19 protein-coding genes and 1 pseudogene are annotated in these 20,980 nt (G+C 66.9%); 7 read left to right on the top strand and 13 right to left on the bottom strand.

Features of this window, described 5'->3' with window-relative positions; genetic code table 11:
* Nucleotides 1–14 precede the first annotated feature (14 nt).
* Nucleotides 15–1,757 (bottom strand): DUF3556 domain-containing protein, encoded by a 1,743-nt coding sequence (locus OG405_RS09500; RefSeq protein WP_327151250.1) that lies wholly within the window; start codon nt 1,755–1,757, stop codon nt 15–17.
* A 188-nt stretch (nt 1,758–1,945) separates the two neighbouring features.
* Nucleotides 1,946–2,944, bottom strand: coding sequence for a helix-turn-helix transcriptional regulator (locus OG405_RS09495; RefSeq protein WP_327151249.1), 999 nt, complete (start codon nt 2,942–2,944; stop codon nt 1,946–1,948).
* A 62-nt stretch (nt 2,945–3,006) separates the two neighbouring features.
* On the opposite strand from OG405_RS09495, the gene OG405_RS09490 reads away from it, so the two are divergent.
* Nucleotides 3,007–5,244 (top strand): ATP-binding cassette domain-containing protein, encoded by a 2,238-nt coding sequence (locus OG405_RS09490; RefSeq protein WP_327151248.1) that lies wholly within the window; start codon nt 3,007–3,009, stop codon nt 5,242–5,244.
* Nucleotides 5,245–5,285: 41 nt separating this feature from the next.
* Here OG405_RS09490 and OG405_RS09485 read toward each other — a convergent pair whose 3' ends face one another.
* Nucleotides 5,286–6,074 (bottom strand): oxidoreductase, encoded by a 789-nt coding sequence (locus tag OG405_RS09485; protein ID WP_327151247.1) that lies wholly within the window; start codon nt 6,072–6,074, stop codon nt 5,286–5,288.
* A 316-nt stretch (nt 6,075–6,390) separates the two neighbouring features.
* Nucleotides 6,391–6,963, bottom strand: a complete 573-nt coding sequence (locus tag OG405_RS09480) for a YceI family protein (RefSeq protein ID WP_327151246.1) — start codon at nt 6,961–6,963, stop codon at nt 6,391–6,393.
* A gap of 89 nt (nt 6,964–7,052) precedes the next feature.
* Here OG405_RS09480 and OG405_RS09475 point away from each other — a divergent pair, with 89 nt between their 5' ends.
* Complete coding sequence (locus OG405_RS09475; protein ID WP_327151245.1) at nt 7,053–7,514, top strand: MarR family winged helix-turn-helix transcriptional regulator; 462 nt, start codon at nt 7,053–7,055, stop codon at nt 7,512–7,514.
* Nucleotides 7,515–7,633: 119 nt separating this feature from the next.
* Here OG405_RS09475 and OG405_RS09470 read toward each other — a convergent pair whose 3' ends face one another.
* From OG405_RS09470 to OG405_RS09440, 7 genes are all read right to left on the bottom strand, one after another.
* Nucleotides 7,634–8,212 carry a pyridoxamine 5'-phosphate oxidase family protein gene (locus tag OG405_RS09470; protein WP_327151244.1) on the bottom strand — a complete coding sequence of 193 codons (579 nt, stop codon included), beginning with the start codon at nt 8,210–8,212 and terminating at the stop codon, nt 7,634–7,636.
* Between the two features lie 8 nt (nt 8,213–8,220).
* Nucleotides 8,221–9,264, bottom strand: coding sequence for an FAD-dependent oxidoreductase (locus tag OG405_RS09465; protein ID WP_327151243.1), 1,044 nt, complete (start codon nt 9,262–9,264; stop codon nt 8,221–8,223).
* 28 nt (nt 9,265–9,292) lie between these two features.
* The gene (locus tag OG405_RS09460; RefSeq protein ID WP_327151242.1) at nt 9,293–10,279 is read right to left on the bottom strand and encodes a glycine betaine ABC transporter substrate-binding protein; all 987 of its coding nucleotides are present in this window, start codon (nt 10,277–10,279) and stop codon (nt 9,293–9,295) included.
* On the bottom strand, nt 10,276–11,013 hold the full coding sequence (locus OG405_RS09455) for an ABC transporter permease (protein WP_327151241.1): 738 nt from the start codon (nt 11,011–11,013) through the stop codon (nt 10,276–10,278). The genes OG405_RS09460 and OG405_RS09455 overlap by 4 nt, the downstream gene beginning before the upstream one ends.
* Nucleotides 11,010–12,296 (bottom strand): ATP-binding cassette domain-containing protein, encoded by a 1,287-nt coding sequence (locus OG405_RS09450; RefSeq protein ID WP_327151240.1) that lies wholly within the window; start codon nt 12,294–12,296, stop codon nt 11,010–11,012. Before OG405_RS09450 ends, OG405_RS09455 begins: the two co-directional genes overlap by 4 nt.
* A 328-nt stretch (nt 12,297–12,624) precedes the next feature.
* The gene (locus OG405_RS09445; RefSeq protein WP_327151239.1) at nt 12,625–13,323 is read right to left on the bottom strand and encodes an ABC transporter permease; all 699 of its coding nucleotides are present in this window, start codon (nt 13,321–13,323) and stop codon (nt 12,625–12,627) included.
* A gap of 348 nt (nt 13,324–13,671) precedes the next feature.
* Nucleotides 13,672–14,607 (bottom strand): TauD/TfdA dioxygenase family protein, encoded by a 936-nt coding sequence (locus OG405_RS09440; RefSeq protein WP_327151238.1) that lies wholly within the window; start codon nt 14,605–14,607, stop codon nt 13,672–13,674.
* A gap of 290 nt (nt 14,608–14,897) precedes the next feature.
* Between OG405_RS09440 and OG405_RS29145 the strand changes: the two genes are divergently transcribed.
* Together OG405_RS29145 and OG405_RS09430 are read left to right on the top strand one after the other, a co-directional pair.
* On the top strand, nt 14,898–15,188 hold the full coding sequence (locus OG405_RS29145; protein ID WP_442790685.1) for an aldehyde dehydrogenase family protein: 291 nt from the start codon (nt 14,898–14,900) through the stop codon (nt 15,186–15,188).
* Nucleotides 15,185–16,072, top strand: coding sequence for an SAM-dependent methyltransferase (locus OG405_RS09430; protein ID WP_327151237.1), 888 nt, complete (start codon nt 15,185–15,187; stop codon nt 16,070–16,072). Before OG405_RS29145 ends, OG405_RS09430 begins: the two co-directional genes overlap by 4 nt.
* 113 nt (nt 16,073–16,185) lie before the next feature.
* Here the strand turns inward: OG405_RS09430 and OG405_RS09425 are convergent, their stop codons facing one another.
* A complete protein-coding gene (locus OG405_RS09425; protein WP_327151236.1) occupies nt 16,186–16,875 on the bottom strand; it encodes a lysophospholipid acyltransferase family protein in 690 nt (229 codons plus the stop codon).
* A gap of 37 nt (nt 16,876–16,912) precedes the next feature.
* Between OG405_RS09425 and OG405_RS09420 the strand changes: the two genes are divergently transcribed.
* Both OG405_RS09420 and OG405_RS09415 read left to right on the top strand, forming a co-directional pair.
* On the top strand, nt 16,913–17,458 hold the full coding sequence (locus OG405_RS09420) for a TetR/AcrR family transcriptional regulator (protein ID WP_327151235.1): 546 nt from the start codon (nt 16,913–16,915) through the stop codon (nt 17,456–17,458).
* A gap of 575 nt (nt 17,459–18,033) precedes the next feature.
* A pseudogene (locus OG405_RS09415) lies at nt 18,034–19,104 on the top strand (hypothetical protein); the annotation flags it as partial.
* A gap of 45 nt (nt 19,105–19,149) precedes the next feature.
* On the opposite strand, the gene OG405_RS09410 reads toward OG405_RS09415, so the two are convergent.
* Nucleotides 19,150–19,767: a maleylpyruvate isomerase family mycothiol-dependent enzyme gene (locus OG405_RS09410; protein WP_327151233.1), complete on the bottom strand. Its 618-nt coding sequence runs from the start codon at nt 19,765–19,767 to the stop codon at nt 19,150–19,152.
* A gap of 71 nt (nt 19,768–19,838) precedes the next feature.
* Between OG405_RS09410 and OG405_RS09405 the strand changes: the two genes are divergently transcribed.
* The gene (locus tag OG405_RS09405; RefSeq protein WP_327151232.1) at nt 19,839–20,765 is read left to right on the top strand and encodes a helix-turn-helix domain-containing protein; all 927 of its coding nucleotides are present in this window, start codon (nt 19,839–19,841) and stop codon (nt 20,763–20,765) included.
* The last annotated feature ends 215 nt before the right edge of the window (nt 20,766–20,980 follow it).

Genomic DNA, 20,980 nt, shown 5'->3' with positions numbered 1-20,980 from the left:
GGACTCCTTCCGACTCACCTCTCCGGGAACACCGGCACATCGTCGTCCCAGGGCTGCCGGACGACCATATCGGCGACCCGCACCGATCCGCTCTCGAACTCACCCGTCGCGGCATCCACGAGCCGATAGCGCTGGGTCTGCCGATGGATCGGCTGCGCGTCCAGTAGCACCACCCGGACCTCACCCGGCTCGAAGCCGCAGCGCTGATGCAGGGCGGCGATCAGTTGTTCGCCGTGCAGGTGACCGTCGCCGAAGTTCCAGCCCAGGGCCGTGGAGCAGATCCGCTCACCGTCGGTGAGGACGTAGTCCGCTTCGTCCTGATCGGCCATGGCTCGATGCGCCAGTGTGAACAGCGCTTTGCCGTGGGTGTTGAAGGCGCGGAAGGCGTAGCCGAGGAACAGCGGAATCTGCGCGGCCTCCGGGCTTCCGTAGAACCGCTGCAACTGCGCGGCCGGCATGGTGGCGACGGCGACGATGCCCTCGCGGATCTTCGCGTCGGCCGACGGCCGGATACACCACAGCGTGGTGTCCCAGTTACCGGCGTAGTACCGCATCCCCGGCAGGAACGACACTGTGCGCGGGAACAGGTTTCCGAGTGCGACCACTCCCGCGAGAACGAGCAGGAGCAGCACCACGGGCACCGGGTTGTCCACCGCGGAGATACCGATATCGGCGTGGGCGACGAACAGTGTCAGTACCCCGAAAATCATGAAAACGTTCCACTCGAGCGGCACCCCCATCGGGATCGCCGTGAGGATCACCAGATGAAAGCAGATCAGCGCGGCGGCGGCGAGCGCTGTCGGCCAGCCGCCGTGGGAGAAGAACAGGACCAGCGGCGCGCACATCTCCACCGCGGTACCCCCGTGCGCGAACCACCGCGACAGTCGTCCCGGCCGCAGATCGTCGGGGAAACGTTCGAAGAACAGCCGTTTGAGTGCCCGCGGCCGCACCACCGGGCTGTTCGACATCATGGTCGACACCACGAACGGGAAATGTTTGTTCAGTTTCGATACCGCCGCACCGACCCAGATGACGACGAAAACGATCTTGGCACCGACGATCGACTCCGCACCGCCGAAGAGGAAGGTGACCGCGAGTGCCGCGTACACCTCGCCGCGCGCCGCCAGGAAAATCGTCTTGTCACGGAGCCCCAGCACCGCCAGCACGCCGAGTATCGCCGCGATCTGCCAGACGGGCAGGACACCGACGGAGGTATCGAGCACGGTATCCGGCCCGGTTCCGTTCGAGACGAGCGCCACCAGCAGCAGGAGCAGCAGCGCCGCGTACAACACCACCTCGAACAGGGTGCGGCGATCGCCCCGGGTCCCGGGCACCCGGCCCGGCCACGGCGGCAGGCGAATCGTGCCGGGCCGCAACCAGTACAGGATCGATCCCATGGGCGGGAAGAACCGGTTGTTCAGCGGCCCGAATCCGCAGCCGAGTCCGACCACCTCGAACAGCATGGTGAAGAGGACGACCTTCTGGAACACGATCGGCTCCGACCACCACGTACCGACCGAGGTGAATCCGTCGATACCCGCGGTGGTCAGAGCGAACAACCACCCACCGAGGATGTAGAGCCCGATCTTGCCGACGTAGCAGAGATGCAAGAGGGCCGGGGTGCCGAACCCTACCTCGGCCCAGTGCCGCGCCATCGGACGGATCTTCTCCGCCCGGGTGCCCCTGCTCCATTCGTCGAAATCGACCACCGGCAGGTTCGGCCGGAGAATGCCGAACAACCGATCTGTTCCGCCCACTGCGTTCTCGTTCCCGTATGCCGTGACGACCGGCGGCCGTCATCGTGACGAACCGGCCGCTCGAGATCATCGCACTCCCACGACGGCCGCCGAACGAAAACGGCGTACTCGGGACTGATTCCGACTCGGCTACCGGCCCGGAACCACCAGCCATCCCGCGCCGGTGCACCCCAGGAATAACACCACGGTCAAGGCGAATGCGAGTGCGTAGGCGGGCAGGACGCCGACCGGGCTGCCACCGCGGCGAGCACACGTTTCGCGAAGGTTTCGTATCCCGCCAGGAAGTCAGCGGGTGCCGAGATGGTGAAATCGGTGTCGAGGAACGCCAGTGCGCCGACCAGCCACTGCCAGGTGTCCAACCGAACGGTGACAGCAGTGTGTTCGGCGTCGTAGGCGGTCAGCTCGGCGTGTTGATAGGCCAGGGCGTCCACGACCCGCTCCAGCGGCGCCGCCACGAGTACATCGACGCGCTGTTTGCCGATGTCGAGACCGCGCTGTAGAAATCCGACCGCCGAATCGGCGGGTAGAGGCCGCGGTTCGTAGTGCGCGCCGGTACGCAGCAACTCGGTGACACGGTCCGCGCGGAAGACGCGCCAGTCGGCGCGGCCGGTATCCCAAGCGAGCAGGTACCAGCGCAGATGCTGATGGATCTGCCGATAGGGGTGAACCCGTCGCGTGCTCGCCCGGCCGCGGGCATCGGTGTAGGCGAAGACCACGGTCTCCCGGTCCGCGATGGCGGCGGCGAGGGTGGCGAGGTGTTCGGGTGCCACTGCGGGCGCGGCGCTGCGGCGTGTGTCCAGGCTGGCGCGAATTGCCGCCGCCCGCGGCCGGAGCCGGGCAGGCAGGAACTGGTCGATTTTGCCGTAGGCGCGGGTCGCGGCATCGTCCAGCCCGCCCGCGGCGGCGGGACCGGTGGCGCCGAGGGCGGCCAGGCCGAGCAGGGTCGCGATCGCTTCGTCATCGTCCAGATGCAATGGCGGGAGTGTGCGCCCGGCCCGCAGGCGGTAGTAGCCGCCGGGACCGGGGCGGGTTTCCACCGGATAGCCATATCCGCGTAGACGTTCGACGTCCCGGCGCAGAGTACGTGGACTGCTGCCGAGCCGGCGCGCCAGCTCGTCGCCGGAGTAGGCCCGACCGGTCTGCAGGGTCGACAGCAGCGCCAGCATTCGTTCGGTCACATCCGCCACAGGACTATTCTTCCCTCGATCGCGGTCAGAAAACGGCCACATCTACCCCTAGCGTCGGGTTCATGGACACGAGCAGCATCACGATCCGCGGCGCGCGGACGCACAACCTGGATGGTCTGGACCTCGACATCCCCCGCCACCGGCTGGTCGTTTTCGCCGGGCGGTCCGGATCCGGCAAGTCATCGCTGGTATTCGATACCGTGGCGGCGGAGGCGGGCTTCCAGCTCAACGAGACCTATCCGCCGTTCGTGCGCAACCGATTGCCGAAGTGGGCGCGACCGGAGGTCGACCATATCGACGGGATCTCCCCGGTGGTGGTGATCGACCAGCGCCGCATCGGCGGCAATGCCCGCTCGACGGTCGGCACCATCACCGACACCTGGACCTATCTGCGCCTGCTGTACTCCCGGATCGGTGAGCCGCAGGTCGGGGAATCCAACCATTTCTCCTTCAACGAACCGGCGGGGATGTGCCCGGCTTGCTCAGGGCTGGGTGACGTCGTGGTGAGCGCCACCGAATTGTTCCTCGACCTGGACAAGAGTTTGGCCGGCGGCGCGGTGCTGCTGCCGGGGTTCGGCCATGGTGGGTACTGGTACGAGCAGTACGCGGGTATCGGCGTCTTCGATGCCGATACGCCAGTACGGGAATGGAGTGGGCTCGAACGGGAGGCACTACTGCACGGCGGCGCCGCGGCAGCACAACTCGGCCGCCGTCCGCCCGAGGACTACGAGGGCATCGTAGAGCGATTCGAGCGGATTCACCTGCACACATCCGATAACCTGTCCGAACGTAAACAGGAGACGATCCGCCGGTTCACCCGCTCCGAACGCTGCGCCGAATGCGACGGTGACCGGCTGAACAAGCAATCGCGCGCCGTCACCGTACTGGGCCACACGATCGGCGAGATGTCCCGGATGGAGGTCACCGAACTCGCCGCCCTCGTCGCGACCGTCGACGTGCCCCGAATTGCCCCGGTGGTCGAAGCCTTGCGCGCCCGGCTGGAGGCGATGACCACCATCGGACTCGGCTACCTCACGCTCGGCCGGGCCACGACGACACTGTCCGGGGGCGAATCCCAGCGGATCAAAACGGTGAGACACCTGGGTTCCAGCCTCGTCGAAATGACCTACGTGGTCGACGAGCCGACCGTCGGCCTGCATCCCACCGATGTCGAGTCGATGATCCGGCTGCTCGCCCGATTACGCGACAGTGGGAACAGCGTGCTGGTCGTCGAACACGATCCGGCCGTGATGGCCTGCGCCGATCAGATCGTGGAGCTCGGCCCCGGTGCGGGCGCGGCGGGTGGGCGCCTGGTGTTCCAGGGAACGTTCACCGAGCTTCGCGCGGCGGATACGCCGACAGCTCGCGCGTTGGCGCGGCAGCGCCCGGCCGAGCCGGACACGCGCCCCGCCACCGGAAAACTCGCCGTGGCCGATGCGCGCCGCAATAATCTGCGCGGAGTCTGCGTGGATATCCCCGCCGGGGTCCTGACTGTGCTCACCGGCGTGGCCGGATCCGGAAAGTCCAGCTTGGCAGCCGAATTCGCCGCCGAGCACAAGGCGATAGTGGTCGATCAGAAACCGGTGAGCGCCAATCGCCGTTCCACCCCGATCACCTATACCGGTATCGCTCCCGCGATCCGCAAGCTCTTCGCCCGGCACACCCGGGCGCCCGTGGCGCTGTTCAGCGCCAACTCCGAAGGAGGCTGTGCGGATTGCGGCGGGCTGGGCGTCCTCTACACCGACCTCGCGTTCATGGACGGCCGGGAAATGGTCTGCGACAGTTGCCGCGGTCGGCGGTTCACCCCCGAAGCGCTCGCCCACACAGTGGACGGTCTGTCCATCGCCGATGTCGACGAGCTCACCGTAAGCCAGGCCCTGCAGCGACTGGCCGAACCGGCGATCACCCGAGCGCTGGGCCGGCTCGACGAAGTCGGGCTCGGGTATCTGCGACTGGGTGAATCGCTGAGCGGGCTGTCCGGCGGTGAATGCCAGCGCCTCAAGATCGCCAAAGAACTACGGGAATCGCCCGAACCCGCCGTGTATCTACTGGACGAGCCGACCACCGGACTGCATCCGGCCGATATCGATACGCTGCTGCGGGTGCTCGACGCACTGGTGGACGACGGTCACACGGTCCTCGTCATCGAGCACAACCTGGAGGTGATCCGGCACGCGGACTGGCTGATCGACCTCGGCCCGGGTCCGGGCAGGCACGGCGGCACAGTGCTTTTCGAGGGACCGGTGGCCGACTACACCGGCCGCGAAACGCCCACGTCGCGGGCGCTCGCGGCCCCATGACCAACTCGCCGTGTTCCGATCGCGCCCGGCTCGTCGAGACGTCAGACGGTCTTGATAGTGCCGCCGTCGATGACGAGATCCGCGCCCACGATATTGGCGGATTTATCGGAAACGAGGAAGGTGATCAGTGCCGCCACCTCTTCCGGCTCGGAGATCCGACCGGAGGCGACATTGAAAATATCGCCGAGGCCGGCGACCAGTTCCTCATGCGAAATACCTTGTGCTGCGGCAACGTTGGTCCCGAAGCTATCCGGCCCGAGCCACAGCGGGCTACCCACGACCCCTGGCGATACGGTGTTGACCCGCACCCCGCGCGGGCCGAACTCGTCGCTGAGCCGTTTGCCGAGTGCGGACAGAGCGGCCTTGGCCTCGCTGTAGCCTATCGGGCCGGGGGTCGGGGTGCGGGCGAAGATCGAGGAGATGTTCACGATCGATCCACGCCGTTGCAGCAGACTCGGCAGGGCCGCCCGGGTCGCCCAGACAGCGCTGAAGAGATTGAGGTCGAACAGCTTCCGCCACTGATCATCGGTGACGTCGAGAAAACCACCCAACCCCAGTAGATCCGCATCACCGGCACCCACATTGTTGACCAGAATATCGATACCGCCGAGCTCGGCGAGTGCACCGTCGATCAGCCGCGTCGCTCCCTCCGGGGTGCTCAGATCGGCCGAGATCGCGGCGACGCTGGCCTTTTCGAGTTCGGGGGTAATGGTCCGTGCGCCCCCGACGACCTGCACACCTTCGGCGGTCAGCGCCTCGGCGATGGCCAATCCGATCCCGCGGCTCGCTCCGGTGACAACCGCTGTTCTGCCGGTCAGTTCCAGATCCATGGCAATCTTCCTTCCTGAACTGCCGTGAAGGTGGAGGGCGCCGGGAGTGGCTCCACCATCGCTTCGGGTCGGTCGGAGACAGACCGGGCAGCACGGGGGATGTTATCCGAACACCTGCGGCCAGTTCGGTGTATCGCGCACGAGATACACTGAAACCGAACGTGTTTCGAGGTGGTGCGGCTGGCGGCGAGCCGATCCTCATCGCTTCGGTCAACGGCCCAGCATGTGTCAGAACGGGTAGGGCTGGATCTCCGATTGCACAATTATCCACTGGGTTTCGGTGAAGGTGTCGACCGGCTGGGCCCTCGGCGTCGAGTCAGCTCCGCGCCGCGGGGTCCTGTTTGATCGCGGAGACCTCGAATTCCAGGACGACCTTGTCGGCGACCAGCACACCACCGGTTTCCAGGGCCGCGTTCCAGGTGATGCCGAAGTCTTTGCGGTTGATACCGGCCGAACCCTCGAAACCGACCCGGACATTGCCGAACGGGTCGGTGACCTGTCCTTCGAAAGTGAACGGGATCGTCACGGGCCGGGTGACGCCTTTGATGGTGAGGTCGCCGGTGACATCGAACGCGTCCGGGCCGGTCGGAGTGATCGCTGTCGAGCGGAAGGTGATCTCGGGGTATTCGTCCAGGCCCAGGAAATCGAGGCCGCGCAGATGGTTGTCGCGATCGGCATTGCGGGTGTCGATGCTGGCCACCTGGATCGTCACCTCGCCCGAGGAGTTGGTGGGGTTCTCACCGTCGAAATACGCGCTACCGGTGAATTCGTTGAACGCCCCGCGCACCTTGGTCACCATCGCATGCCTGGTCACGAAACCGACCCGGGTATGGGTCGGGTCCAGTGCATAGGTTCCGCTCAGCTCGTTCACATTCGTCGCGGTTGTCATTCGAGCCTCCGAGTCCTTGTTGTTGATGTGTCACCTAAAGCTTGCGCCCGCGGTTGGTGATATGTCAACTACTTCGCTATGCTGGCCATATGCCCGAGACGCGATGGCTCGATGACCGTGAGCGCCATGCCTGGCGGGGTTATCTCGCGATGCACGCACAGCTGGTCGCTCACCTGCACCGGCAGCTTCAGCACGAGTCCGGTCTGTCGCTGGCCGATTTCGACGTACTGGTCCAGCTCACCGACCGGCCCGAGCCGCGAATTCGCATAGGGGAACTCCGACAGGCCCTGCAATGGGAAAAGAGCCGGCTGTCACATCACCTCGGCCGGATGCAGCGTCGTGGGCTGGTGCTGCGCGAGGACTGCCCGGACGACGCCCGCGGGGCCTATATCGTGCTCACCGACCAGGGGCGCGCCGCGATCGAGCAGGCGGCACCGAGCCATGTCGACACTGTTCGGGAGTTGGTCTTCGACGCACTCACCGACGACCAGGTGAACGCCCTGGCCACGATCGCCGACCGCATCCTCGAAAAGCTGAACGAAACGGCATGAACGGATAACGGTACCGCTGAGGAGCAGACACCGTCCGCTCCGAGTCCGGCCGCCAAGGCGACGTCAGCGATATCAGCTCTACCCGGCCGGGCACCGAGGCCCTTGCCCACCGTGCTCGGTCAGCGCGGGACCCGGGACGGCAGTGGATGGTCGGGCTCCAGCGCCGGCAGGCCGTCGATGCTGTGCCCGTTGTCGCCCGCGATCCGGCGCGCGAACTTCTCGTCGGGCTGCCCGGCATGGTGTTTGTCCAGTACGGGGCGTTCGCCGACGAATTCGTAGTAGGGGACGGCATATCCGCACGCGTCGGCGATACGTTCGACCTCGATCACGACCACCGCGCGAACGCCGGGATGTTCGATACCGAAATTGACTCTCAACGAGGTGAATTCGGCATCGTCGGGACGTACGACCCGGCCCGACCCGAACAGCCGCAGGATGCGCGAGTTGCGGGTGAACGAACAGAACATCAGCGTGATCCGGCCGTTCTCACGCAGGTGCGAGATCGTTTCCACGCCGCTGCCGAACAGATCCAGATACGCGACGGTGTGCTCGTCGAGGATCGCGAACGTGTCCTGATACCCCTTCGGCGATACGTTGACCCGGCCGCCGTCCGACGGTGCGGTGGCGACGAAGAACATCGCCTGCGCCTCGATGAACTGCCGCAAAGGTCCGTCCAGCTGCGCGAATTCCTTGGCCATGGATCCCCTCACGCCCGCATCCGCCGGGCCACGCGCTCCCGTTCCTCGGATATCACGCGGCGGCGGGCGATCATGGCCTCGGCCGGGGAGCCGCCGGTGACGATCGCGTGGTAGACCGCTTCGATGTCCTCGATACCTTCCCGCGCCCCCACCCCGGCCGCGGGCGTGATGGCGTGGTCTGCGTCGCCGACCAGGATCACCGGGGTCACCGGGGCCGCGGCGGCCGTCAGCGCGACATTGCGAGCATTGGAAACGTGGACCTGCGCTGTCGCCGCGACCAGCAGCTCGGTCAGCTCTCGCACAGAGGTAGGTGCCGCCTCGGCGACCTCCGCTGCCCAGCGGCCGGCCGGGACGACCCCGGTCTCGGCGAGCGGGAGCGGTTCCCGCTCGATACGCAAAAACCACAGCGCCGCATCGGCACCGGGCCGCCAGATATGCCCGAAGGTGGTGGCCGGACGGGTGCCGGCGGCGGATTCGGCGTGGAAGTGCAGAACAAAGGGGTCGGTGGGGCACTCCACCGGTTTCGCGGTCATCCCGTAGATCACGACATCGCCCGCGTACTCCGGAGTCCGGCCGGGTTCGGTACCTGCCCGCGCGACCGAGTCGATACCGTCGGCACCGATGACCAGGTCCCGCGCGGTGACCGTGCGGCTACCGATTCGCAAGGTGGTGTGCCCGCTCGACGCGTCGACCGCCACTTCGGCGATCGGGCTGCCGTAGCTGATCGCGGCGCCCGCGTCCAGTGCGAACCGTTTCAGCACCGCGATCAGATCGCTGCGCAGCCAGAACCGATGCCCCTCGCTCGGCCGCCGCCGCGTCACCCCGTCGTCGGGGGTGTACCGCAGTTCGCTCAGTGGATACGAGGCGGCGTGCAGATCCTGCTCCGGCACACCGAGGGAGACGAGGCTGCGATGGCCGCGGCCGTCCAGGATCAGGAAAGCCCCGCCGCCCCCGCCGTCGCGCTGCTCATAGACCGTGACCGGCCGCCCGGACCTCGACAGGGCGCCGGCCAGAGCGGTACCGGCGATACCGCTTCCCAGGATGGTGATCATCGGATCTCCTTCAGGCGAGGTGGATGTCCTAGTCGACCAGATTCTCGCTCTTCAGCCAGTCGTAGGCGACATCGGAGGGGTCCTCACCGTCGATATCGACGCGTCCGTTGAGTTCCTGCATCAGATCGTCGGTCAGCAGTTCGGAGATCGTCCCGAGCAACGGAGCCAGTTCCGGGTAGCGGTCGGCGATCTCACCGCGCACGACCGCCGTACCGCTGTAGGGCAGAAAGAATTTCCGATCGTCGTCGAGCACGACGAGGTTCAGATTCTTCACCCGGCCGTCGGTGGTGTAGACCATGCCGAAATTGCAGGGCTGGCTCTTGGCGGTCGCCGTGTAGACGACCCCGGCATCCATCCGGGTCACGTTGGCCGCCGGGACGCCGTTGGGGTCGTTGTAGGGGATACCGTACTTCTGCAGCATCGGGATGAAACCGTCCGAGCGGCTGAAGAATTCGTCGTCCACGCAGAAGGTGCGGTCGCCTACGGGCAGCGCCGCGACATCCGACAGCGATTTCACGCCGAGCCGTTCGGCGGCCGGGGTGGACGCGCCGAACGCGTAGGTGTCGTTGAAGTTGGCCGGGGGCATCCATTCCAGGTCGTAATCGCGTTTTTCGATGTCGTGGACGCGCTGCCAGAGTTCCTGGGGATCAGAGATCGTCTCGGTCTGGTTGTGGTAGTTCACCCAGCCCGTGCCGGTGTACTCCCAGAGGATATCGGCGTCGCCGTTCAGCTGGGCCTGTCGTGAGGAGGCCGAACCCGGTGCCCCGGTGAGGTCGGTGACCTCGGCGCCGGCCGCCGCCAGGTAGGTCGCGGTGATCTTGCCCAGCAGGACGCCCTCGGTGAAGCTCTTCGAGGTCACGACGAGCTCCGCACCGTCCAGGGGACGCTGCCCGTCCGGTAGCCGCGCCTCGTGGAAGGTGCCCGATGAGCTCACCAGCCCGCAGCCGGCGAGCAGCGAGACCGCCGCGAGGAGAACCGAGACCGTAGTGACCAGTCGCGCCGGTGCCGAACTCATGACACACCTCGAGGGGTTGCGGCCAGTTCGACGAGTCGGCCCAGCCAGTCGATCGTCAACGCCAGCAGCCCGACCAGAATCGCACCGGAGATGAGCAGTTTGGGCAGGAACAGGGTGACGCCGGTGGTGATCAGCGTGCCGAGGCTGGTGGCGCCGATGAACGTACTCAGCGTCGCGGTGCCGACCAGAATGACCAGGGCGGTCCGTACACCGTTGAGGATCACCGGCACTGCCAGCGGCAATTCCACCTGGAACAGCGTGCGAGTGCCCGAATAGCCGATTCCACGCGAGGCCTCGATGGTGCGCTGATCCACCTGCCGCAGGCCGACGATCGTGTTCTGCAGGATCGGCAGGATCGCGTAGACGACGAGACCGACTATCGCGGTCCGGAATCCGGTGCCCAGCCAGAACGTGAAAAGGACCAGCAGGCCGACCGCGGGCGCGGCCTGGCCGATATTGGCGATATTGACCGCGACGGGTTCGAACCGTTTCAGTGCGGGCCGGGTCAACGCGATGCCCAGTGGAATCGCGATCACGACCACGATCACCGTGGCGACCACGGTCAGTTCGATGTGTTCGAGGATGGTGTTCTGCAAGTTCGCCCAGCCCAGCGAAGCGCTTTCGGTCTCGGTGAACGTCGAAGACCGGTACCACAGCAGGTATCCGATACCGATGACGGCGATGATGAGCGGCTCGAACCATACGTCGATGGGCAGGCGGCGCAGCCGGTTCATGCCTGCCCGGCCGATCCGGGTTCGTCGTCGGCGGCGACCACCGGAGTGGGTGCCGGGTCCGTGCCGTCGACGTAGGTCACATAGGACGGGTCTTCTTCGTCGGAGCGCGCGTCGGCGAGTTTGTCGCGGATCACCTCGGTGACCGAATCGATGCTCAGTGAGCCGACCACCGCACCGCGTCCGTCGGTGACCAACGCGGCGCCCTGACTGGTCGCGAGCATGGCGTCGAGCGCGTCGTTGAGGGTCGAGGACCGGGCGACGACGGGCAGCCGCCGATCGAGGAAATCGGAGACCTCGGGTTTGGTCGCGAGCTCGGTCAGCGTCGGCCACGACCGCGGCCGCCCGGCACTGTCGACGACGACGACCCAGCTGTGCCCGGCGGACTTCGCGCGTTCGATCACTGCCGGCGCGGATTCACCGATCCGGGCCGTGACCACCTTGTCAGAGGTGACATCCCGGACTCGCGAGACAGTCAGATACGCGAGTTTCGCACCGGATCCGACGAATTCCTCCACGAACGGAGTGGCCGGATCGGTGAGGATGTCCTCCGGGGCGGCGTACTGCTCCATATGCCCGCCCTCGGAGAGGATCAGCACCTTGTCACCGAGTTTGGTGGCCTCCTCGAAATCGTGGGTGACGATCACGATCGTCTTACCGAGTTCGTGCTGGATCGCGATCAGGCTGTCCTGCAGACGGGCCCGGGTGATGGGGTCGACCGCGCCGAATGGCTCGTCCATGAGCAGGACCGGCGGGTCGGCGGCGAGGGCGCGGGCCACGCCGACCCGCTGCTGCTGCCCACCCGACATATCCTTGGGCAACCGGTCGGCGAAGATCGTGGGGTCGAGGCCGACCAGATCGAGCAGGTATTCGGTCCGCTCGGCGATCCGTTTCTTGTCCCAGCCGAGCACCCGCGGGATGGCGCCGACATTCTTGGCGACCGACCAGTGCGGGAACAGCCCACCGGACTGAATGACATAACCGATCGACTGCCGTAGTTTGTCGGGGTCCTCTCTGGTGACATCACGGCCGTCGATGAAGATGCGGCCCTCGGTGGGTTCGATCAACCGGTTGATCATCTTGAGCGTGGTGGTCTTCCCGCAGCCGGACGGGCCCACGAACGCGACGATCTCGCCGGCGGGGATCTCCAGGTCGAGACGTTCCACGGCCGGTTTCTGCTGGCCCTTGAACCGTTTGACGACCGAGTCCAGCGTGATCGACGCGCCGGTGACCGTGCGCTCGGATACTGTTGTCGCCGTGTCGCGACTGGTCACAGCGTCGGTCACGAAGCCTCCTTCGAAGCGAGTTCGTGCGGTCCGCGGAGGCCGTACGAAGCGGGTTCATGCGGTCCGCGGAGGCCGTACGAAGCGGGTTCATGCGGTCCGCGGAGGCCGTACAAAGCGGGTTCATGCGGTCCGCGGAGGCCGTACAAAGCGGGTTCATGCGGTCCGCGGAGGCCGTACAAAGCGGGCTCATGCGGTCCGCGGAGGCCGTACAAAGCGGGTTCATGCGGTCCGCGGAGGCCGTACAAAGCGGGCTCATGCGGTCCGCGGAGGCCGTACAAAGCGGGCTCATGCGGTCCGCGGAGGCCGCAGCGAAGGCGGAGGTATCGCATCATGACAGTCCCTTTGCGATGGTGAGACGTCCGAGCAGGACGAGTAGCGCGTCGAAGACCAACGCGATGACGACGATGAGAACGGTTCCGGTGAGCGCCATCTCGAGGGCGTTCGCGCCGCCGAGCCGGGACAGTCCGTTGAAGATCAGTGAGCCGAGACCCGGGCCGAGGACATAGGCGACGATGGCTGCGACACCGACGATCATCTGGGTGGACACTCTGATTCCGGTGAGGATCACCGGCCAGGCGATGGGCAGTTCCACGGTCAGCAGAATGCGCATCCGGGAAAAGCCGATCCCCCGGGCGGATTCGACGACCGAAGCCGGCACCGAACGTAATCCGACGATGGCATTGCCGATCACCGGCATGGCCGCGAAGAACGCCAGCATGATGAACGACGGCACGACACCGAGTCCGAACGGCACCAGCAGCAGTGCCAGCAGCGCCAATGAGGGAATGGTGAGCGCGACCCGGCTGGAGGTCAGCGACAGGGCGGACAGCAACGGCATCCGATAGACAGCGACAGCGATGAGCACAGCGGCGACCGTGCCGACCAGAACCGTCTGGAATGCCAGGGAAGCATGCTGATAGGTGAGGAACGTGAGCAGCTCCCCCCGCCCTCGGATATAGCTCCACAGATTCACGGGATTCCCCTCGTCGGCCGGAGATCGTTCGGCGCCCGTCCAACGCGCGATCATCGGACGCTCGAGCTGTCAAAGACTAATCGAAACCGGGCGGTCGAATGAGGACGGCGCGCGGCGACCGGTAGGACCCGGGTCGCCGCGTCCACTCACCCGATCGGCCGCTACCGGGGGGAATGCGATACCGCGCTACTCTGTCCAGAGTTTCACTCATCTCGAGCACGAAACCGGTTCCCTCGCGGTGAACCGGGGGTGAGACCGACCGGTTCGGATATTCCGCGAATGCCTTTCGAACGGACCGGCCACCGGTTCGGGCCGCGAATAGCCCCACACCGAAGGTCTTCTCCGAATCCGCTGTGGAACAGATGTTTTCGCGAAGACCGGGCAACCCGTCACTCGCGAAGGCTATGCCGCGCGGGCCGACCGGTCAACGGCCGAATAGTATTCGGCATCACCGGAGATCACGGTGCTCTGTTCACCGTCGACCCCCACCGGGATATCACCGGCCAGGGTGATACGGGTCAGTCGGCGATGCTCACTACCGTCGTAGTCGTCGATCGCGTAGTGCTGGGTGGCGCGGTTGTCCCAGATCGCGACATCGCCCAGCTCCCAGTTCCAGCGCGTGGTGTTCTCCAGCCGGGTGACACGGTCCTGGAAAAGCCGGAACAGCGCCTGCGATTCGCTACTGGACAGCCCCACGAACTGCTTCACGAAGCCGCCGAGCAGCAGTGCCCGTTCCCCGGTCTCCGGGTGAACCTCCACCACCGGGTGTTCGGTTTCGAAATAGGTCGATTCGAATTCGCGCCGGTAGGCGGTCGCGCCCTCGTCGGGGTTGTCCTCGGCGCCGGCGGCGTAGTCGTAGAGGTTGGTATGGCGCGCCCGCAGGCTCTCGGCCAGCCGCTCGAGCGGTTCGGGGAGCGAGTTGTACGCGGCGACCGTCGAGGCCCACGTGGTCGAACCGCCGTAGCTGGGCAGGACGACCGCGCGCAGGATGGATGCCTTCGGAACCCGATCCACGAAGGTGACATCGGTGTGCCAGCTGTTGGACCGGCCGAGCCGCGAATCGATCGCCAGACTCTTCCGTCCCGCCGATCGGACGGTGGGATGAGGGTTGGTCGGGCTGCCGAGCAGTTCCGCGAACTCGTATTGTCCGTCCTCGGTGAGGTGGTGCTGACCGCGGAAGAAGATCACCTTGTGTTCGGCGAGCGCCGCGCGGATCGCGGCGACGGCCGCCGGGCCGAGATCCCCGCCCAGCCGGACCCCGTCGATCCGCGCACCGATATGGGTACCGAGCTTGGTCACCTGCACGGTGGTGGCGGTGTCAAGGGTGTCGACAGACATCTCCGGGGCCTTTCGCTCGAACCTGAATCTCTGTCGGATGAAACCACCGTCCGGCCGGCCCGCCCAGGGTTTCGGTCACCGGGATCGTAACCGGCAACCACCCAGCGAACCGGCCGGTCCACCCGCTCGGGGTGGCATCGCGCCCGCCCCGGGCAGCGCATCCGGTACCGACCCGCGCGGTAGAGCCCGGCCGACGGACCATAGACGCGCACCTGATCGGCACCCCGCCGACCGGATCGTCGATACCGGCGATCCGGCGGTGATCAGCCCCGTATCGTGCGGGAATTGGTGTGGGTGCGCGCTTATCGCGCCGTGAAACTATTCGCTGTTGCAAGATCCTTCACCGGTGGTCGACCACCGGTGCTGTGATCGCCGGCCGGGCTGCCGCCCATATCACCCGGGTGGCCCTCGAACTGGGCGGTAAGAACCCCCATATCATCTTCACCTCCCACCACGTCGCCCCCGGGGTCGGCGACGACCACGGTATCGCCGGGTCGGGCCTGTGCTCCGGGGGCCCGGCACCACGAGGTATCCGGCGGTCCCCGCTCTGTTCGAGGAATCGTTCTAGGGTGAAGCGGTGACCACCCCCGGTTCTCCTTCTGGCCGTCCGGGCGCCCCCGTCCCGACCGGCGTCGGCCGTACCGCACTCATGGTCGCCGCCGCACGCGCCGCCGAATCGGCTCGGGAGGAGCCGCTGTTCGCCGACCCCTACGCAGCCGATTTCCTGGCCGCCGGTGATATCGGGGAAGAAACCACCGACGCGGACGGTGCGTCGAAGATATGGGACTCGTTCAGCAGCTACCTGCCCATCCGCACCCGCTTCTTCGACGACTACCTCCTCGACGCCACCCGCACCATCCGGCAGGTCGTGATCATCGCGGCCGGGCTGGACACTCGCGCGTTCCGGCTTCCGCTGGCACCGGAAGTCACCGTCTACGAACTGGACACCCCGGAAATGCTGGCTTTCAAACAGCAGGTTCTCGACGCACGGGGTGCGCGACCCGCCGGGCACCGGATAGCGGTTCCGGTCGATCTCCGGGAGGACTGGGGCAGTCCGCTGGCCGCGGCCGGATTCGATCCGTCGGCCTCCTCGGCGTGGCTCGTCGAGGGGCTGCTCAGCTATCTGACTCCCGAGCACAACGACCGACTGCTGGCGGGAATCAGCGACCGATCCGCCGCCGGGAGCCGACTGTCGATCGAATATCTGCACGTGGATGCGGTCGCGCTGATGGCCGCGGCGGTGACCGGCGAGTCCGGCACCGAGATCTCCGCGATGTGGCAGGGCGGTGGGGTGGCCGAGCCGGCGCAGACCTGGCTGGACCGGCACGGCTGGGACGCCGAGGTGTTCGACACCCACGAACGCGCGGCCGCCTACCACCGGGAACTTCCGCCGCTCGGGGACTCCCCGATGGATCGTTTCGGCGACACGGCCCGCAGCGGTCTGGTCATCGCGCGGCGGCACTGAGCGGTGCGCCACCGGAAAACACCGGTCGGCACATCACCCCTGCCGGTCGTATCGCTCGCGTTGCCCGGATAGGGGTTCGGCGGACGCGGGCCGCAGCGGACTTCGCGACAAACTCACGCAGCGAGGCCCTGGTCGGGCCGCCGCCGATTGGCGTACTCGTCGACATATCGCTGGCCGGTCCGGGCGGCGATTGTCCGCATCAGCGCGTCGGTTGCCCGCCGCGTCCCGTGCGCACCGGCGGCCCGGTACACCGTCAGATCGAGGGGCGGCAGGATCTCCAATACCACTCGGCGCCGCCACCACGGACGTGCCGGGTCGGGACCGGTGCCGGTGATGGCCACCGGTAGCAAGGGGACGCCGGTGGCCATAGCGACCCGGACCACTCCGGTGTGCCCGCGGTAGAGCCGCCCGTCCGGCGACCGTGTCCCTTCCGGATGGATTCCCCAGACGCCGCCGCGCTCGATGATGCCGGTTGCCGCGGTGAGCGCGGGTGTGGCGCCGGGCCCGCCACGACGGTCGACCCTGATCTGCCCCACACCGCGGAAGAACCATCGTTGGGCCAGCCCGATCGGGCCCGGCCGGTCGAAGTAATCGGATTTGGCCAGGAAGAACACCTGCGTGCGCAGCGCCCGGCTCAGGTAGAAGGAGTCCAGTACCGCCAGGTGATTGGCGGCGACGATATAGGGGCCGCGCTGCGGCAGATGTTCGCGGCCCTTCACTTCCGGCCGGCCGATCAGCCAGAGCACGGGACCGATGAGTACATATCGGCACAGGCGATAGCAGAACGCGCTCCACAGTGACATAGACAGTGTCTACCGCACTGGGGTAGACACTGTCTATATGAGTGTCAGTAGGACCAGGGAGGCTCTGGTACAGGCCGGTGTCGACCTGCTGGAGGAAACGGGCTCGACCGAGGTCGGCCTCCGGGAGATCGCCCGGCGGGCCGGCGTTTCCCACGGTGCGCCCCGCCGCTGGTTCCCGACGCACAAGGCACTGCTCGGGGCCATCGCCGATGTGGGATTGCGCGATCTGGCACGGACATTGGCCGAAGCCGACGGCGATACTCCGGATATCACCGGATGGGCCAGAGCCTATATCGAGTTCGCGTGGGCCCGGCCGGCGATGTTCGCCTTGATCTTCCGGCACGATCTGCTCGAAGGCTCCGGTGCCGGTCTGCGTTCGGTGTCCAAACCGCTGTTCGACCGTCTGGTCGGCCGGGTGCGTATCGCCCGCGCGGATCCCGATCCGCTCATCACCGCGACGGCCCTGTGGGTCGGCGTGCACGGTATCGCGGTCCTGTCCACAACCGGCGCCCTCGCGCTCGCCGCGCCCGGAGTAAATATCGACGAACTGATCCGGCGGGTAGTACGGGACACGCTCGGCTGAACCGCCGCTGCGACGGAATCCGGGGTTTCCGCCGCGGCGGCGACGATCAGCAGCCGCTGCCCGACACCGGTTCGCGCAGCGTCGAGATCGTCCGCTGTCCAGGCACACAGCACCAGACGCCGGGTGCGGATCTCGAATGGGTCGGTGGTGAAAGAAGTGGACACGACAACTCCAGATCGTCGAGGAGTGATCCGGACGCGCGATTCAGATGTACGCGAACCGGATGAGGGCAGGCGAGAACAGGCCGGGGCGGGCCGTATTCATCGACCTCCTCATCGACTGGGTTCGAATCGGGTGCCGGCGCCGGTCCCGCACCCGCGGCACAGCAAGTCATTTGCGCAGTGGGACACGATCGGGCTCCGGCGGCACAATCCGCCCACCGTGGACTCGAGGCCGGTAGCTTGCCGACAGCGGGCCTTCCCGAGCCCGCCGCGTACTCCCCCGTCGATGCGTGAGGTGGTATCAGTGGCCGGAAACCGCGGAGCCGAACCATCCGGATCACCGGCTCCGGCCACGGCCGGTACCGGAGGCCCGCTCGCGCACGCCCGGCACCCCCGGCGCCGAGGAATCGCGCGATGACCCTGACCACGCCCCGGACCGCCCGGCATCGCACCGGATTCGTCCGCGACGCCTACGGCAACGCGGCCGCCGAAACCTTCCTGATCATCGCGATCGCGACCATTCTGGTGACGCGGACCTATCTGGCGATCACCGACTATCCACAGGTGGGGGGTGGTTCACTGCATATCGCGCACGCCCTCTACGGCGGTGCCGCAATGATGATCGCGCTCCTGATCGGCTGGCTGGTGCTCGGTTCGGCCGCCCGCACCTGCGCGGTGGTCGTCGGCGGGATCGGATTCGGCCTGTTCCTCGACGAGATCGGCAAATTCGTCACGGCCGACAACGACTACTTCTACGGTCCCTCCGCCGAGATAATGTACGCACTCGTGCTGGTGATCCTGGTCGCCAACCGGCTGATCCGGGTGGTGCGGGCCCCCACCGTGGGCGAGTACCTCGCCAACGCCGCCGCGATCGCGGCGAACGGGACCGCCGGTGGCCTACCCGAACACCGTCGAGCCGCGGCACGTGCCATGCTCACCAGGGCCGAAGCCGGGGGTGCCGACCCGGCGGCGGTACACGGGATCCGGCTGCTGCTCGACGCCGCCGGGCACCGGGCGGACCGGCTGTACTCGGTCCGGCAGTTCCTGCCCCGTCTGGTGCCCGGATTCTTCCGCAGTCCACGGTGGATACCGGTGATCGGCTCGCTACTGGTGATCGCGGCGGCGGCCGGAGTCGTCACGGGTGTGGTCCAGTTGATCGCGGGTGGGCTGCACCTGGACCGAGCCGATACCGACTTCGATATCGATCGGATGGGAATCGCCGGAGCGATATTGTTCGTCAGCGCGTGCCTCACCCTTCTCCTCGCCGCACCGGCCATGATCGGTTACCGACGGACGACGGCCTTGTGGCCCCTGCAGACCCTGCGTATCGCGGCCCTCGTCTTCACCGTCCTCAACGCGTTCGCCGATTTCGCGACAGAAGGATTCGGTGCCCTGGTTGCCGTCGCGGCCGGGCTGTTCGCGATGGCGTTGCTCTCCTATCAGATCGGCGTGCGCCTCGGTGCCGTCACCGAGACCACGCCGGCGCATTCTCCACCTCGGCGCAGTAGATGTGCTCCCCACCGGAGATGATCATGTCCTTCTTGCCGCCTCGACCGGTACCCGGCCGGTGACCATGAGCAGCAGTTCGGCGATCGGCGCCGCCACCGGGGCACCGGACCCGGCCGACCACTCCGTATCGGTCGCGACCAGCCGGTGGCCGGTCAACGCCCGCTGGGCATGGAAGGGAGCACCCATCCGCCAGACCCGCTCGACGGACCATCGCGCGGCAGCTACCGGCATTTCCCGGCGCAGGCCCAGCGGGACCGCGATGTCCTGGCCGTGCACCAGTAGATCCATCAAACGGTCGAGAGCGGTGGTACCTACCGGCGCGTGCCGCAGATCGACGATGGCCCGTAGTTCGGCGAGGAGAGTCGCGGACGTCGCGCGGTCCGCGTATCGAACGGCGGTCGCGAAACTCATCCGATCGAGATTCCCGCGGGCTCGCAGCAATTCCCACAACACTTGTCCGAGCTTTGCCCGCGACGTGAGCAGAATATGGCCCACCACATCGCGAATCCGCCAGCCGGCACACCACGACTGCTCGTCCCACTGCTGTTCGGTCAGCCCTTCCAGCATTTCGGCCAGACTCGCGCGTTCGGCGGCGACAGCCGCCCAGACGAGTTCCTCGGCGACGATATCGGTTCCCATTCTTCCTACCTCCTGCACTCGGTCCTTTCCGGTACCGTAGGAACTCCACCCAGGTGGAGGTTCCAGTAGGAGTGACCTACATCACATATTTTCGTGACGCGATAAGCATCGGTGAGGCAGCGCGGCGCAGCGGTGTGCCGGTACGAACGATCCGGTTCTACTGCGACGAGGGGATTCTGACGGCGCATCGGACCACCGGCGGCCACCGCATGTTCACCCCCGACGCTCTCACCCGGTTGACACTGATCCGACGGCTCCGTGCGGTCGGCCTCGGCCTGGCCGCGATCACCGCCGTACTCGCCGACGAGAACACCACCCGCGACGCAGTCACCGCCGAACGGATAGCAGTGGAAGCGGAACTGAGCGAACTGGCGTGGCGGCATGCGGTCCTGCGTGCCATCGAAGAGGCCGGTGCAGGGGAACGCGCAGCGGTGCTGTCGAGACTCGCCGGCGCCGCCGAACGCGGGGCGGCCCGCGATGTACTCGTCGAATTCTGGCGCCGGATCCTGGCGGCCATGCCCGCCGGACTCTTCGACGATTTCGTGGAGATGGACGTTCCGGCGGCCACCGGTGTGCCGACACCCGCTCACGTACTGGCGATCGCCGAACTGGCCGAGCTGGCGCGTGAACCGGAGCTGGGGCGGCAGATGTCACGCTGGTTGTGGTTGTCCGACAGCAGGCCGGTCCGTTACCCGCGCGCTTCGATCACCGATCTGGCGGCCGCGCACGCGGGGGCGGCACAACGCATGCACGCCGGAGACGATCCGGAACCCGGCCCGGAACTGGACCTTCTCGTGGCGGCACACGCGGCGGCGCGCGGCCGCCCCGACTCCGCCGCGTTCCGCCGCCGGCTGGCGACCGACGCGGCCGCCCACCCGATGATCACCCGATACTGGAGCCTGACCGCCGAGGCAATGGGCACCCGCCACACCACCGGCGCGACCCAAGAGTGGTTCCGTACCGCCCTCGGCCGCTCGCTCCATCAGGTCACCGGCTGACGAATCCGGGTCCGGCTCGCGGGATCGTCGCCGGTCCCCCGGCCCAGCGGGCGCTCCCTGGCGGGCGTGACACGAAGGCCGCCTGAGCAAGCTGTACCGCACGAACCGCTGCGGGTCGTGCGGCAACAGCAGGGCACGGAGATCGAACCGGAGGATTGATCGAGCGAAATCGGGGAAGCCGGTATCCGACAGGTACACACACTCTTTCGAGGAGG

Source organism: Nocardia sp. NBC_01329 (assembly GCF_035956715.1).
Lineage (GTDB): Bacteria > Actinomycetota > Actinomycetes > Mycobacteriales > Mycobacteriaceae > Nocardia.
Note: the sequence above shows the minus strand (reverse complement) of the source record. Positions and strands in the feature narration are given on the sequence as shown.